Below are 15,184 nucleotides of genomic sequence, written 5' to 3'. Positions count from 1 at the left end.
AATAAAACCTACAAACAATAACGTAGGATCCAACTCCAATAATAATATATTAAAAAACCCAACTCCTAAACCAAAAAGGCATCATAATAAAATAATAATCCCATACAAGTATTTAAAACAAAGGTTAAATAATAAAAAAAATGGTTATTTAAATGCATAAAATCAGATAATTTATATTGAAAAATAATTATTAAAATACTCTAAATATATCGCTGTAAGGGGAGAAGTTTATGCTAAAGAAAATATTTTTATCAACATTGTTATGTACAACAATAACGTCACCTTTAATTGGTAAAGTTAATGCAGAAGAAGTGAAGCAAGACAAACCATTGAAATATGTGTTCAAATCTGGTGGAATGAGATCGCCAATAGGTGTAAATTATAATGGTTCAATGACGGTACCTGAACAGGATGGAGAAATACTAGAAATCGATGCAAAACCAGTAGACTTTTATATTTATAAAGATGGTGTATCTATGAATGAAATTAACCCTAAATATAAATACATTTGGGATCAATGGGGATATTATGATTTCTATAAATCTAAAGGGAGAGTAAATGACCTTTTCGTAGGTGAACACCCAAGACCATTAGATGGCGTAACATATGATCCTAAGTCTGATAAAACTTCTGATGATAAAAAAGCAGATGACCAAAAAGTTGAACCTAAAAATGATCAACCAAAAGATCAAACAGAACCTAATAAAAACACTTCTGACAATCAGTCTAAGTCAGATCAACCAAAACAAGATGTTCCTTCTAAAGTAGAACAACCGGCTAAAGATGATGGGAAAGTTAATAAAAAATCAGATAGTCAAAGTAATGTAGTTGATAAGAAAGATACTGCTGATCAAAATAAGGTCGTTTCAAATAATAAAGCTGTAGCTGATAATCAAAAGTCTGATCCTCAAACTTCTGATGTTTCTAAAAAAGTTGATGTGAAGAAAGAAGATAGCAATAAAGATGTAAACGCTAAGGCTACTGACAATAAAGCTAAGGCTGCAGATAATAAGTCAGATAAACAACAAAAAGAATTACCTAAAACGGGTGAGAGTGATAGTACGTGGTTACGTAATGGTTTAGTCATTTTATCTGCTTTTATTGTTCTTGGTATTTATAGATTGTCGCGTAAGTATGAAGTATGGTTTCACCGTTGTATTAAAAAATGCATCTCTACATGCTAGAATAATATTTGGTCAGCCAACCAAAATTAACAACACGAGGAGATGCATTAAATGTCATCAGACACAAACAGTTTAGCACATACAAAATGGAATTGTAAGTACCACATTGTGTTTGCACCAAAATATCGTAGACAAATTATTTATGGGAAAATTAAAAGAGATATTGGTATTATTTTAAGACAATTGTGTGAAAGAAAAGGTGTAGAAATAATAGAAGCTGAAGCATGTAAAGATCATATTCATATGTTAGTTAGCATTCCACCAAAGTTAAGTGTTTCTCAATTTGTAGGTTATTTAAAAGGTAAGAGCAGCTTAATGATATTTGATAGACATGCCCATTTAAAGTATAGATATGGTAACAGAAAATTTTGGTGTAAAGGATTTTATGTAGATACAGTTGGTAGAAATAAAAAAGTGATAGAAAATTATATAAGAAATCAATTACAAGAGGATATAGTAGCAGAATAGTTAACAATGATAGAGTACATAGATCCTTTTACTGGGGAAGAAACTCGAAAGAAGAAAAAATAAAACAACCCTTTTAAGGGTTGCTGGGAAAGTAGTACATTTGGCTGATCTTCTCAGTGCCCTTTTAGGGCTGGTCAGTAATAGAGGCTTATAGCCGCAGAACAAACCACCCGTTAAGGTAGTGCCCCCCAAAGTTAGAGTTTCCATTATGCTATTAATTGGCTGGATTGAGTTCGGTATTGTACTGGACTTCGTCCAGCCAATTTTAATTTCAAACGTTCATTGTTATACCAATAGATGTAATCCTCAATTCTTCTTTTTAATGTTTCATAGTTAACAAGTTCTTCTCCATGATACATTTCCTGCTTCATGATGCCAAAGAAATTCTCCATAGAAGCATTATCCGCACACGTCGCTTTACGTGACATACTTTGATAAATCCTTTGTTCCGATAATCTTCTAATCCATGCATTATGCTGATAATGCCAACCTTGATCAGAATGTATCGTCGTACGATATGGTGCTTCATGCTTAATGATTGTAACTGCTTTATCCAATGATTGAAGTACTAAGTCTAATGTTGGTCTTCTGGATATACCATAAGAAATGATTTCCCCATTGTATAAATCCATAATAGGGCTGAGATATAATTTTTGTTCTTCAGCACATTTAAATTCAGTGATATCTGTCACTAATTTTTGAAGTCGAATAGATGTATGGAATCTACGATTCAAGCGATTTTCAGCCACTTTACCAACTGTACCTTTCTATGATTGATAGCGTGATTTACGTGTGAATTTTTGACATTTTAATCCTAGTTCTCGCATAATTCATTGTACTTTCTTATGGTTAATGAGATAACCTTGATTTCTCAAAGCTAAATATATACGACGATAGCCGTATTTACCGTTGTGTTTTTGAAAAAGTTCAATGATCTTTTTCTTCCAACCTTTATCTAAATCTTCCTTTTGTAATTGTTTGGCATGGTAATGATAGGTTGCTTCTGGTATACCAACCTTTACTAAGATATCTTTTAATTTGAATCCTTCTTCTTTGAGTTCGAATGCCACTGCTGCTTGTGCTTTTCTAGAAAGGCACTCGGATTCTCTCGAAAAGCGTTCAACTTTTTTAAATAAGCATTCTCTAATCGAAGATTTTCATTTTCTAGCTCTAACTCTTTTTCTCGTGATAGGTTTTGATTAGATTTCTTCTGTTTCTTCTTTTTCATGGGAGGTCGTCCTTTCGGCTTTTCGAGTCCTTCCACACCTTCTTTGTCATATATCTTTTTCCATCGCACAATAATAGATGGGGTATTTAGGCCAAATTTAATCGCTGTATCTTGGAAGGAATCGCCTGTTCTTTTCATATAGTTTAATACATTTATTTTGAATGTAACAGAATAAACTGTCTTTTTCTGTTTCTTTTTAATGCCATCTACACCGAATGATTGAAAGGCTTTTACCCATGTTCGTATAATAATTTTATCAGGTATATTATATTTTTTAGCTAATTTTCGATAACCATAATGGCCATCTAGATAATCTCTTACAACTTTCAACTTAAATTCATCACTATATTTTGTCATATTAAAACACCCCCTAAAGTTAGTTTTTTTACTCTAACTTTAGGGGTGCAGTACCTAAACGGGTGGTTTTGATTTTGTTTATTAGTTTCTTGTTTATGCGAGAAAATATATGTGATGTGGTGTTTGAATTAGATGTGTAATTTAAAAGATCATATTAACAATTAGGTCGTGTTATGTGGTAAAATAATCAAGATTGGAGTGGAAAGTAGATGCGTAAAGGTTACAATGTACCGATTTGGAGTACTTTTATTATTATATTAATCGCGCTTGATCAACTTACTAAATTTTTAATTGTTAAATCTTTAGAAGTGGGTGAGTCTATAAAGGTTATCAGTAATTTTTTATATATTACATCTCATAGAAACCAAGGTGCTGCTTGGGGGATTTTACAAGGGAAAATGTGGTTATTTTATATCGTAACAATTGTCGTGCTCGTTATTTTATTTATGTTCTTTAAGAATGAAGGATACGGACGACCTGATGTTCAACTTGGACTAAGTTTATTAATTGCAGGGTCAATTGGTAACTTTATAGATCGTTTGTTTAGAGGAGAAGTTGTTGATTTTGTTGATACATATATTTTCAGCTATAATTTCCCGATATTTAATGTAGCAGATGCTGCTTTAACGATAGGTGTCATTGTATTGATAATTGTGATTTTATTTGAGGGCAAGGAGGAAAAAGCTTGAATACATTTGAATTTAAGATAGAGACAGAAAATGAAATTGGTGTAAGAATTGATAAATTATTACCTGATTTGAATCCGGATTGGTCAAGAAATCAAATTCAAGATTGGATTAAATTAGGTTTAGTTGAAGTAAATGGTAAAGTCATTAAAGCAAATTATAAGACGAAGCTTAATGATGTGATTGTTGTGACTGAGAAAGTAATCGAAGAAGTTGATATTGTCGCAGAAGATTTAGGTATTGAGGTTTATTATGAAGACAAAGATGTAGCGGTCGTTTATAAACCTAAAGGCATGGTTGTGCATCCAGCACCTGGCCATTATACAGGTACGTTAGTAAACGGATTAATGTATGTGATTAAAGATTTATCAGGTATTAACGGTGAAATTAGACCTGGTATTGTGCATCGTATCGATAAAGATACATCAGGTTTATTAATGATTGCTAAGAACGATATTGCACATAGAGGATTAGTTGAACAGTTAGTTGATAAAACTGTGACAAGAGAATATACAGCACTTGTACATGGTAATATACCTCACGAATTTGGAACAATTGAAGCACCAATCGGTAGAAATCCTAAAGAACGTCAAGAAATGGCGATTGTGGATGATGGTAAAGAAGCTGTGACACACTTTAATGTAATTGAAAAGTTCGAAAAATATACATTGGTTAAATGTCAGTTAGAAACTGGTCGTACGCACCAAATCAGAGTGCATATGAAACATATTGGTTTTCCTTTAGTAGGGGATCCTAAATATGGACCGAAGAAGACATTGAACATTGGTGGACAAGCTTTACATGCTGGATTATTAGGATTTGAACATCCAGTTACTGGTGAATATATTGAAAAAGAAGCGCCACTACCAGAATATTTTGAAACATTATTAGAGAAATTAAGAAATCACGAAGATAAAAAATAAGTACATCGTGTAATAATACTTATTTAATTTTATTTAAACTTTGACATCATATGAAAAAAACGATATTATTGTTTTAACAATTAAAGCGTCTTTAACAGACAGTCCAGAGAGGCTGAGAAGACATAATATGAGCGTGTAGACCATCTATGTATGGTACTAGTGTATACTCATGTCTTCTAAAGACGTGAGTATTTTTTTGTGGAAGGAGATTGAATATGGCTGAGAGGTTAATCATGGATGCTGCTGCTGTAAACAGAGCATTAACAAGAATGTCACATGAAATACTTGAAAAGAACAAAGGTACTAAAGATATTGTCTTGTTAGGCGTAAAGACAAGAGGTGTATTTCTTGCGAACAGAATTGAGCAGAAAATCCAAGACATCGAACAAGTTCAAGTACCAACTGGAGAAATTGATGTGACACATTATCGTGACGACGTTCAGAATCAGCAAGGTACGATTAAAGTGAAATCATTTAGTATCGATGTAGATATTAACGATAAGCATGTCATTATTGTAGATGATGTCCTTTATACAGGTAGAACGGTTAGAGCTTCATTAGATGCTATATTAGATCACGCAAGACCACGAAAAATAAGTTTAGCAACTTTAGTCGACAGAGGTCATAGAGAGCTTCCGATTAGAGCAGATTATGTAGGTAAGAACGTTCCAACATCATCTAATGAATCAGTTGTCGTTGAACTAGAAGAGTTCGACCAACAAACAGCAGTAAAATTAAATTAAATAAATCCTTTTAAATCAGTACGAGAGACTGGCAAAGGAGCTTATATGGTTACAGGAGATAACTATACCTTTATAGGTATCACTGTATACATAGATCCCTTTGCATATCTTGTGAAGGGATCTTTTTTTGAATAGGAGAATGGAAATGTCACATAATGAAGAAATGTTTAAACGAACAGTAGAACCCATACTAGATGTTAATGATAAACCTAAAGCATCACAATGGTTCTTCTTAAGCTCACAGCATTTATTTGCAATGTTCGGAGCAACGGTACTTGTACCATTTCTAACAGGCTTACCTGTTTCAGCAGCACTCATTGCATCAGGCTTAGGAACGATACTTTATATACTGATAACGAAAGGAAAGATACCAGCTTATCTCGGTTCGAGCTTTGCATTCATAACACCGATTATTGTCGGACTCAAGATACATGACCTTGGGGAAATGCTAGTCGCATTATTTATGAGTGGTGTTCTTTACGTCATTATCGGATTGATTATAAAGGTTACAGGCACGAATTGGTTGCTTAATCTGTTACCACCAGTTGTAGTTGGACCGGTCATCATGGTTATCGGACTTGGATTAGCGCCGGTAGCAGTAAACATGGCGATGTACACAGATTCAAATGCAATGAAAGGCTATAGTGGCATTTACATTACAGTCGCACTCATCACATTAATTACAACAATTATCGTTTCAGTATTTTTCAAAGGATTCTTATCAATCATTCCTGTACTTATCGGAATTATTGTTGGATATATATCTTCATTATTATTTGGAATTGTGGACTTAGCGCCGATTTCAAAAGCAAAATGGATTCAAATGCCTGATATTTACTTACCGTTTCATGATTACACACCATCGCTACAATGGGGACTTATCTTAATCATGCTGCCAATCGTTTTTGTAACGGTTAGTGAGCATATCGGTCATCAAATCGTCATCAATAAAATTGTCGGTAAGAACTTCTTCAAAGATCCAGGTTTACACCGCTCATTAATCGGTGACGGGGTATCAACGATGATGGCTTCAATTATTGGTGGTCCACCAAGTACGACATACGGTGAAAACATTGGAGTACTTGCCATAACAAGAATTTATAGTATATGGGTAATCGGTGGTGCAGCAGTACTTGCACTAATCTTAGGATTTGTTGGTAAATTCACAGCGATGATTTCAACAATACCAACACCAGTTATGGGTGGTGTTTCCATACTATTATTCGGAATCATTGCTTCAAGTGGTTTGAGAATGTTGGTGGAGAACAATATCGACTTCGGTGACAACCGTAACTTGATCATTGCATCTGTCATTCTCGTATTAGGAATCGGTAAGGCACATTTAGACTTCACAGGTATTGGCATACATTTAAACATTGAAGGTATGGCTTTAGCAGCAACAGTAGGTATCTTGCTCAATCTTATATTGCCAAAGAAAATAAAATAATTCTCAGGAGGCGTGTCATATGAAAAATTTATTAACAATGACTGATTTAACTAAAGACGACATCATGAAAATTATAACGAAAGCACAAGACATTAAAGAAAATGGTGCAGAAATTTTTGGTAAAGGCATGACGGTCGCAAACTTATTCTTTGAAAATTCAACACGAACAAAATGTAGTTTTGAAATGGCTGAAAGAAAATTAGGTTTGGAAGTCATACCTTTTGAAATAAGTACTTCATCTGTTCAAAAAGGTGAATCTTTATATGATACTTGTAAAACTTTAGAATCTATTGGTGTAGACGCATTAGTCATTAGACATAGTGAAAATGCATATTATGACACATTACAAGGGCTTAATATTCCAGTATTAAATGGTGGAGATGGAAGTGGCCACCACCCGACACAAAGTCTTCTAGATATTATGACAATATATGAGGAATACGGTTACTTCGAAGGATTAAAAATTTTAATATCAGGCGATATAAAAAATTCAAGAGTAGCAAGAAGTAATGCAGATGCTTTAACGAAACTTGGTGCGGAAGTGATGTTCTCAGCACCTGAACAATGGAAATGTAACTTTTCAGATGTACCATATGTAGAAATTGATGATGTGATAGAAGAAGTAGACGTTTGTATGTTGTTAAGAGTGCAAAATGAAAGACATGATTCAGGTACGACGTTTAGTAAAGAAGACTATCACAATGCATACGGACTGACGATAGATAGATATAACAAACTTCATGACAATGCTATCGTCATGCATCCAGCACCAGTCAACCGAGGTGTTGAAATAGATACTTCACTTGTAGAAAGTTCGAAATCAAGAATTTTTAAACAAATGGAGAACGGCGTGTTCATTAGAATGGCATGTATACATGATGTACTTAATCACAAGGAGGAAAAAGTAAAATGTCACTTATAATCAAAAATGGAAAAATCTTATTAGAAGGTCAATTAGTTAACAAGGAAATTGAAATTGAAGATGGCAAAATTAAAAAAATAGATGATTATATAGAAGTAGAGAATCAAGAAGTTATTGATGCGAAAGGACATTTTATTTCAGCAGGATTTGTTGATGTACATGTACATTTAAGAGAACCTGGTGGCGAACATAAAGAAACAATTGAAACAGGTACAAAAGCAGCAGCAAGAGGCGGATTTACAACAGTATGTCCAATGCCTAATACAAAGCCTGTCCCAGATTCAGTTGAACATTTAGATCGTCTTCACAAAATCATTGATGAGCATGCAGTGGTAAGAGTATTACCTTATGCATCCATTACAGTAAGACAAGCTGGTAAAGAACATGTTGATTTCAAAGCATTAAAAGATAGAGGCATGTTCCAATTTACTGATGATGGTGTAGGTGTACAAACAGCTTCAATGATGTACGAAGCGATGCAAGAAGCGGCTAAAATCGATAAAGCAATCGTCGCACACTGTGAAGATAATTCATTAATTTATGGTGGTGCAATGCATGAAGGTAAACGAAATGAAGAGCTTGGCATTCCAGGTATTCCTTCAATTTGCGAAGCGGTACAAATTGCAAGAGACGTGTTATTAGCTGAAGCAGCAAATTGTCATTACCATGTGTGTCACGTGTCTACAAAAGAAAGTGTACGTGTCATAAGAGATGCTAAAAAAGCAGGCATTAAAGTAACAGCAGAAGTTACACCTCATCACTTATTACTTACAGAAGATGACGTACCAGGTGACGATGCGATTTACAAAATGAACCCACCTTTAAGAGCGAAAGAGGATAGAGATACTTTAATCGAAGGATTATTAGATGGAACAATTGACTGTATCGCAACAGATCATGCACCACATGCTAAAGAAGAAAAAGAAGTGTCGATGGTTGATGCACCTTTCGGAATTGTAGGCAGTGAAACAGCCTTTCAATTATTATACACACACTTTGTGAAAACAGGTAAATTCACATTAGAACAACTTGTTGCATTTTTAACAACGAAACCAAGTGAAACATTTAACTTACCTTATGGTCGATTAGAAGAAGGAAGCTACGCTGACTTAACTATCATAGACTTGGAAACAGAAAGACCGATACGAGCAGAAGAATTTGCTTCTAAGAGTACGAACACACCATTTATAGGAGAAGTCGTTTCAGGATATCCAATTTTAACAATTTGTGATGGAGAAATCGTCTTCAAGGAGGAAGTATAAGATGAAAAATAAAAGATACTTAGTATTAGAAGATGCTACAACATATAAAGGTTATGCATTAGGTTCAGATGATTTAACTGTTGGTGAAATTGTTTTTAATACAGCAATGACAGGTTATCAAGAAACAATTTCCGACCCATCATATACTGGACAAATTATTACATTTACTTACCCGCTTATTGGTAACTACGGGATAAACAGAGATGACTTTGAATCATTAACACCAACGTTAAATGGTGTTGTTGTGAGAGAAGCGTGTGATTACCCAAGTAACTTTAGATCAAGTAAGTTTTTAGATGAAACGTTAAAATTCTATCATATACCAGGTATTTCAGGTGTTGATACAAGAAGTTTAACACGTAAAATTAGAAAATTCGGTGTCCTTAAAGCTGGATTTACTGATAATGCTGATGAAATAGAAAGTCTTGTTCAGCGCTTAAATACTGAATCGTTAAGAACGGACGAAGTTGAACAAGTTTCATCAGTTAGACCATACATTTCAACAGGTGATGGATATAAAGTTGTATTAATTGATTACGGTAAAAAAGAAAATATCGTGAGAGAGCTTAATAGAAGAGGCTGTGACGTAACAGTCGTACCATATCAAACATCATATGAAGAAATACTGAATATCTTACCAGATGGCATAATGGTTTCAAATGGACCAGGAAATCCTGAAAGTGTGCAAGAAACGATTCAAACAATTAAACAATTAGTCGGCAAAATACCATTCTTCGGCATTTGTTTAGGACATCAATTGTTCGCATTATCTCAAGGTGCAACGTCTTATAAGATGAAATTTGGTCATAGAGGTGCCAATCATCCAGTACAAAATCTACAAACTGGAAAAGTAGATTTAACAAGTCAAAACCACGGTTATGCAATTGATGAAGCGTCTATTGCACAAACTGATTTAGAAGTGACGCATATCGCATTAAATGATAAATCAATTGAAGGATTAAGACATAAAAAATATCCGGCATTTTCAGTACAATATCATCCAGAAGCATCACCTGGACCGCACGACTCAAACTATTTATTCGATGAATTTATTGAAATGATTAAATTACATAAAGCGAAGGAGCGTACAATCAATGCCTAAACAAACTGATATAAAATCCATCTTAGTAATTGGTTCTGGCCCAATCATTATAGGTCAAGCTGCAGAATTTGATTATGCAGGCACTCAAGCATGCTTAGCACTAAAAGAAGAAGGTTACCGTGTAATACTCGTAAACTCTAATCCAGCAACAATTATGACGGACACTGAAATAGCAGATACAGTATATATTGAACCTTTAACTTTAGACTTTGTGAGTCGCATTATTCGTAAAGAACAACCAGACGCATTGTTACCAACTTTAGGTGGACAAACTGGTTTGAACATGGCAATTGAATTACACGAAAATGGTGTATTAGAAGAAAATAACGTACGTTTATTAGGTACACAACTATCTTCAATCGAACAAGCTGAAGATAGAGATTTATTCCGTACACTTATGAATGAATTAAATGAACCAGTACCTGAAAGTGATATCGTGAATGATATTGAAGGTGCTTTAAATTTTGCGAACGAAATTGGCTACCCGCTAATCGTGCGACCTGCGTTTACAATGGGTGGTACTGGTGGCGGAATTTGTCACGATGAAAAAGAACTAAGAGAAGTTGTTCAAAATGGCTTGAAATACAGCCCAGTAACTCAATGTTTACTAGAAAAATCCATCGCAGGTTACAAAGAAATTGAATACGAAGTGATGAGAGACAAGAATGATAATGCCATCGTAGTTTGTAACATGGAGAACATCGATCCAGTAGGTATTCATACAGGTGACTCGATTGTAGTTGCACCAAGTCAAACATTATCAGACGTAGAATATCAAATGTTAAGAGATGTATCACTTAAAATTATTCGTGCTTTAAAAATTGAAGGCGGATGTAACGTACAATTAGCACTTGATCCAAAATCACTAGATTACTACATAATAGAAGTTAATCCTCGTGTATCAAGATCGTCAGCATTAGCTTCAAAAGCAACGGGTTACCCAATTGCGAAGTTAGCTGCCAAAATAGCAATTGGTATGACTTTAGATGAAATGTTAAACCCTGTAACTGGTACATCTTATGCAGCATTCGAACCAGCATTAGACTATGTTGTTTCTAAAATACCAAGATTTCCTTTTGATAAATTCGAAAAAGGAGAACGTCACCTCGGTACACAAATGAAAGCAACCGGGGAAGTCATGGCAATAGGTAGAACGTATGAAGAATCATTATTAAAAGCGATTCGTTCATTAGAGTATGGCGTTCATCATTTAGGTTTACCAAATGGCGATGAATTTGAACTAGATTTCATTGAAGAGAGAATTAAAGCACAAGATGATGAAAGATTATTCTTTATTGGTGAAGCCATTAGACGCGGTACATCACTTGAGAGAATACATGAATTAACACAAATTGATTACTTCTTCTTGAATAAATTCAAACACATCATCGATATTGAACACGATTTAAAAGAGAAAAAAGGCGATTTAGATGCATTATTATGGGCAAAACAATACGGCTTTAGTGATAAAGTCATTGCACATAGATGGGAACAATCAGAACGAGACATATATGATTTAAGACAAGAACATGGTATTAACCCAGTTTACAAAACAGTAGATACATGTGCTGCAGAATTCGAATCAGAAACACCATATTTCTATGGTACTTATGAAGAAGAAAATGAATCTATAGTCACTGAAAAAGAAAAAATCATCGTACTCGGATCAGGTCCAATCAGAATTGGACAAGGTGTGGAATTTGATTATGCTACTGTACATGCTGTATGGGCTATACAAGAAGCGGGTTATGAAGCAATCATTATTAACAATAACCCTGAAACTGTTTCAACAGACTTCTCAATATCTGACAAGTTATACTTTGAGCCACTTACTGAAGAAGATGTGATGAGTATCATTAATCACGAACAACCTAAAGGCGTAGTCGTTCAATTTGGTGGACAAACAGCAATTAATTTAGCAGATAAAATTTCACAAAAAGGTATTCAAATATTAGGTACGACGCTTGAAGATCTTAATAGAGCTGAAGATAGAAAAGAATTTGAAGCTTTATTACAAAAAATTGATGTACCACAACCATTAGGTAAAACAGCCACTTCAGTTCAAGAAGCGATAGATAACGCAAATGAAATTGGTTATCCTGTAGTTGTGAGACCTTCATATGTACTTGGTGGAAGAGCGATGGAAATTGTATATGCTGAACCTGAATTGAGAAATTATATGGAACAAGCAGTTAAAGCAAGCCCAGAGCACCCAGTATTAATTGACCGTTATTTAACAGGTAAAGAAATTGAAGTAGATGCAATTTCAGATGGTGAAACGGTTGTCATTCCAGGTATTATGGAACACATTGAAAGAGCGGGTGTCCATTCAGGTGATTCAATTGCTGTATATCCACCTCAAACGTTAACGGATGAAGAAATTGATTTATTAGTTGATTACACTACGAAATTGGCAAAAGGCTTAAACATAGTAGGACTTATCAATATTCAGTTTGTGCTTTCTAAAGGAGAAGTATTTGTACTTGAAGTTAACCCAAGAGCAAGTCGTACTGTACCATTCTTAAGTAAAATTACTGAAATTCCAATGGCGAAGATTGCTACTAAAGCAATTGCAGGCATCACGTTGAAAGAACAAGGATATGAAAGTGGTTTAGCGCCATATAAAGAAGGTGTATATGTTAAAGCACCAGTATTCAGCTTTAATAAACTTAAAAATGTTGATATCACATTAGGACCTGAAATGAAATCGACAGGTGAAGTAATGGGTAAAGACAGCACTTTAGAAAAAGCATTGTATAAAGGTTTAACAGCAAGTGGTTTAAAAGTACAAGATCAAGGTACGGCATTATTCACTGTAAGTGATAAAGATAAAGCTGAAGCATTAACAATCGCTAAGAGATTTCATGAGATTGGTTATAGAATTTTTGCAACAGAAGGTACGGCACAATACTTTAACGAACATGACATCCCAGTGTATACGGTTGGTAAAATAGGCGGCGAACATGATCTTCTATCTGTAATACAAAAAGGTGAAGTACAACTTGTGGTCAATACAATGACAAAAGGTAAAGTCTACGAAAGAGATGGATTTCAGATTAGACGTGAATCTGTAGAAAATGGTATACCATGTTTAACATCACTTGATACGGCAAATGCTTTAGCAGATGTAGTGGAAAGTATGACATTTAGAACTGAACAAATGTAGTGGGGGGATTATAATGTCCGAGATAATGACAGTTGTATCAAATAATCAAATAGCAGACGCAATTTTTGAATTAAAAGTACGTGGAAATCTTACGAAAAATATGAAAAAACCTGGACAGTTTGTTCATATTAAAGCTGGTACAGGAACTGAACATATGTTGAGAAGACCAATTTCGATTTGTGAAGTGAACCGTGAAGAAGACACATTTACAATGCTTTTTAGAAGAGAAGGACACGGTACAGAATTGATTTCACAATTAAAACAAGGTGACCCAATAGATGTAATTGCACCTTTAGGGAACGGATTCCCAGTTGATGAAGCGCAAAATACTGCCTTATTAGTCGGAGGTGGTATTGGCGTGCCACCTATGTACGAATTGTCAAAACAACTCAATGCTAGAGGTATCAAGACGATTCACGTATTAGGTTTTCAAAGTGCTAAAGATGCATTTTATATAGACGAATTTAGTGCACTAGGTGATACGTATGTTGCAACTGCAGATGGAACGCTTGGTACTAAAGGATTTGTTACAACTGTTATTGAAAATTTAGACACACCCTTCGATATTTTTTACAGCTGTGGACCAAAAGCAATGTTGAAAGCATTAACACTTCAACTAAGTGATGTGAAAGGTTATATTTCACTTGAAGAACGTATGGGTTGTGGCATCGGTGCTTGCTATGCATGTGTATGTCATACGGATAATGAAGCGGGTTATGTCAAAGTTTGTACAGACGGTCCCGTATTTGAAAAAGGAGCTGTCATCATATGAGTCGATTAAATATTTCGCTACCAGGATTAAATTTGAAAAATCCAATCATGCCAGCAAGTGGATGCTTCGCTTTCGGAAAAGAATTCAGTCAGTTTTATGATTTATCAGAACTAGGTGCAATCATGATTAAAGCAGCAACTCAATTTGCAAGATATGGTAATGAAGCGCCACGTGTCGCTGAAACGGCAAGTGGTATGATTAATGCGATTGGCCTTCAAAATCCAGGTGTTCACCATATAATGGAACATGAATTGAAATACCTTGAACAATATGATGTACCCATTATTGCTAATGTAGCAGGATCTACTGAAGAAGAATATGTTTACGTAGCCAAACATATCTCACAAGAATCAAATGTTCATGCACTAGAATTGAATATTTCATGTCCTAATGTTAAAGAAGGTGGGATTCAATTCGGTACTGTACCTGAAGTGGCTAAAGAACTAACGAGAAAAGTAAAAGCTGTTTCAGAAGTGCCAGTGTATGTAAAGTTATCTCCTAATGTAACAAACATTGTAGAAATGGCGAAAGCTATTGCAGAATACGCAGATGGTATTACGATGATCAACACTTTAGTAGGATTAAGAATTGATGCGAAGACTGGAAAGCCAATCATAAGCAATGTTATAGGCGGAGTAAGTGGTCCAGCAATCAAGCCAGTTGCATTAAGAATGGTATATGAAGTCAGTCAACATGTTGATATTCCAATTATCGCAATGGGTGGCGTGAGAACGGCTCAAGATGTCATTGATTTCATTTCAGTTGGTGCTGATGCTGTAGCAGTTGGAACAGCAAACTTTGAAAATCCAACAGTATGTAAAGATATTATTGATGAATTACCTACATTACTCGATAAATTAGATGTTGAACATATTACAGAACTTAAAGGTAGAACTTATAACCAACAAGGAGTTGTCAAATAAC

Annotated in this window: 14 protein-coding genes and 1 pseudogene; 12 read left to right on the top strand and 3 right to left on the bottom strand. The window is 34.7% G+C overall.

Annotation, left to right across the window (positions count from 1 at the left end):
* The first annotated feature begins 230 nt into the window (after window positions 1-230).
* Window positions 231-1,184: an MSCRAMM family adhesin SdrC gene (locus MUA60_RS10225; protein ID WP_262648152.1), complete on the top strand. Its 954-nt coding sequence runs from the start codon at window positions 231-233 to the stop codon at window positions 1,182-1,184.
* Window positions 1,185-1,235: 51 nt separating this feature from the next.
* Window positions 1,236-1,649 (top strand): annotated as a pseudogene (tnpA, locus tag MUA60_RS10220) (IS200/IS605 family transposase); the annotation flags it as partial.
* 209 nt (window positions 1,650-1,858) lie between these two features.
* Here the strand turns inward: tnpA and MUA60_RS10215 are convergent.
* The 3 genes from MUA60_RS10215 to MUA60_RS10205 form a co-directional block, all read right to left on the bottom strand.
* Window positions 1,859-2,401 carry an IS3 family transposase gene (locus MUA60_RS10215; RefSeq protein ID WP_262648151.1) on the bottom strand — a complete coding sequence of 181 codons (543 nt, stop codon included), beginning with the start codon at window positions 2,399-2,401 and terminating at the stop codon, window positions 1,859-1,861.
* A gap of 81 nt (window positions 2,402-2,482) precedes the next feature.
* Window positions 2,483-2,722 carry an IS3 family transposase gene (locus MUA60_RS10210; protein WP_262648150.1) on the bottom strand — a complete coding sequence of 80 codons (240 nt, stop codon included), beginning with the start codon at window positions 2,720-2,722 and terminating at the stop codon, window positions 2,483-2,485.
* Entirely contained in the window at window positions 2,686-3,237 is a 552-nt protein-coding gene (locus tag MUA60_RS10205; protein ID WP_025907016.1) for a helix-turn-helix domain-containing protein, read from the bottom strand. Before MUA60_RS10205 ends, MUA60_RS10210 begins: the two co-directional genes overlap by 37 nt.
* Before the next feature lie 209 nt (window positions 3,238-3,446).
* Here MUA60_RS10205 and lspA point away from each other — a divergent pair, with 209 nt between their 5' ends.
* The 10 genes from lspA to MUA60_RS10155 all read left to right on the top strand — a co-directional run bounded on the left by lspA (window position 3,447) and on the right by MUA60_RS10155 (window position 15,183).
* Window positions 3,447-3,926, top strand: a complete 480-nt coding sequence (lspA, locus tag MUA60_RS10200) for a signal peptidase II (RefSeq protein WP_037587555.1) — start codon at window positions 3,447-3,449, stop codon at window positions 3,924-3,926.
* Window positions 3,923-4,846 carry an RluA family pseudouridine synthase gene (locus MUA60_RS10195; RefSeq protein ID WP_103361372.1) on the top strand — a complete coding sequence of 308 codons (924 nt, stop codon included), beginning with the start codon at window positions 3,923-3,925 and terminating at the stop codon, window positions 4,844-4,846. The genes lspA and MUA60_RS10195 overlap by 4 nt, the downstream gene beginning before the upstream one ends.
* Before the next feature lie 215 nt (window positions 4,847-5,061).
* Window positions 5,062-5,589, top strand: a complete 528-nt coding sequence (gene pyrR, locus MUA60_RS10190; RefSeq protein WP_262648149.1) for a bifunctional pyr operon transcriptional regulator/uracil phosphoribosyltransferase PyrR — start codon at window positions 5,062-5,064, stop codon at window positions 5,587-5,589.
* A gap of 145 nt (window positions 5,590-5,734) precedes the next feature.
* Window positions 5,735-7,036 (top strand): solute carrier family 23 protein, encoded by a 1,302-nt coding sequence (locus tag MUA60_RS10185; protein WP_262648148.1) that lies wholly within the window; start codon window positions 5,735-5,737, stop codon window positions 7,034-7,036.
* A 19-nt stretch (window positions 7,037-7,055) separates the two neighbouring features.
* Window positions 7,056-7,958 carry an aspartate carbamoyltransferase catalytic subunit gene (locus MUA60_RS10180; RefSeq protein ID WP_262648147.1) on the top strand — a complete coding sequence of 301 codons (903 nt, stop codon included), beginning with the start codon at window positions 7,056-7,058 and terminating at the stop codon, window positions 7,956-7,958.
* Window positions 7,946-9,220: a dihydroorotase gene (locus MUA60_RS10175; protein WP_262648146.1), complete on the top strand. Its 1,275-nt coding sequence runs from the start codon at window positions 7,946-7,948 to the stop codon at window positions 9,218-9,220. Before MUA60_RS10180 ends, MUA60_RS10175 begins: the two co-directional genes overlap by 13 nt.
* Window position 9,221: 1 nt before the next feature.
* A complete protein-coding gene (locus tag MUA60_RS10170; protein WP_262648145.1) occupies window positions 9,222-10,322 on the top strand; it encodes a carbamoyl phosphate synthase small subunit in 1,101 nt (366 codons plus the stop codon).
* Window positions 10,315-13,488, top strand: coding sequence for a carbamoyl-phosphate synthase large subunit (gene carB, locus MUA60_RS10165; RefSeq protein ID WP_262648144.1), 3,174 nt, complete (start codon window positions 10,315-10,317; stop codon window positions 13,486-13,488). The genes MUA60_RS10170 and carB overlap by 8 nt, the downstream gene beginning before the upstream one ends.
* A 13-nt stretch (window positions 13,489-13,501) precedes the next feature.
* Window positions 13,502-14,260, top strand: a complete 759-nt coding sequence (locus MUA60_RS10160) for a dihydroorotate dehydrogenase electron transfer subunit (protein WP_107565511.1) — start codon at window positions 13,502-13,504, stop codon at window positions 14,258-14,260.
* Complete coding sequence (locus MUA60_RS10155; protein ID WP_262648143.1) at window positions 14,257-15,183, top strand: dihydroorotate dehydrogenase; 927 nt, start codon at window positions 14,257-14,259, stop codon at window positions 15,181-15,183. Before MUA60_RS10160 ends, MUA60_RS10155 begins: the two co-directional genes overlap by 4 nt.
* Window position 15,184 lies beyond the last annotated feature (1 nt).

The organism is Mammaliicoccus sciuri, from assembly GCF_025561425.1.
GTDB lineage: Bacteria > Bacillota > Bacilli > Staphylococcales > Staphylococcaceae > Mammaliicoccus > Mammaliicoccus sciuri_A.
This window is presented reverse-complemented; position numbering and strand designations above follow the sequence as displayed.

What these genes read in the sequence shown, in the direction of transcription:
- MUA60_RS10225 (WP_262648152.1), top strand. Translation starts at nt 231, where the DNA reads ATGCTAAAGAAAATATTTTTATCAACATTGTTATGTACAACAATAACG.
- MUA60_RS10205 (WP_025907016.1), bottom strand. Translation starts at nt 3,237, where the DNA reads ATGACAAAATATAGTGATGAATTTAAGTTGAAAGTTGTAAGAGATTAT.
- lspA (WP_037587555.1), top strand. Translation starts at nt 3,447, where the DNA reads ATGCGTAAAGGTTACAATGTACCGATTTGGAGTACTTTTATTATTATA.
- pyrR (WP_262648149.1), top strand. Translation starts at nt 5,062, where the DNA reads ATGGCTGAGAGGTTAATCATGGATGCTGCTGCTGTAAACAGAGCATTA.
- MUA60_RS10185 (WP_262648148.1), top strand. Translation starts at nt 5,735, where the DNA reads ATGTCACATAATGAAGAAATGTTTAAACGAACAGTAGAACCCATACTA.
- MUA60_RS10180 (WP_262648147.1), top strand. Translation starts at nt 7,056, where the DNA reads ATGAAAAATTTATTAACAATGACTGATTTAACTAAAGACGACATCATG.
- MUA60_RS10175 (WP_262648146.1), top strand. Translation starts at nt 7,946, where the DNA reads ATGTCACTTATAATCAAAAATGGAAAAATCTTATTAGAAGGTCAATTA.
- MUA60_RS10170 (WP_262648145.1), top strand. Translation starts at nt 9,222, where the DNA reads ATGAAAAATAAAAGATACTTAGTATTAGAAGATGCTACAACATATAAA.
- carB (WP_262648144.1), top strand. Translation starts at nt 10,315, where the DNA reads ATGCCTAAACAAACTGATATAAAATCCATCTTAGTAATTGGTTCTGGC.
- MUA60_RS10160 (WP_107565511.1), top strand. Translation starts at nt 13,502, where the DNA reads ATGTCCGAGATAATGACAGTTGTATCAAATAATCAAATAGCAGACGCA.
- MUA60_RS10155 (WP_262648143.1), top strand. Translation starts at nt 14,257, where the DNA reads ATGAGTCGATTAAATATTTCGCTACCAGGATTAAATTTGAAAAATCCA.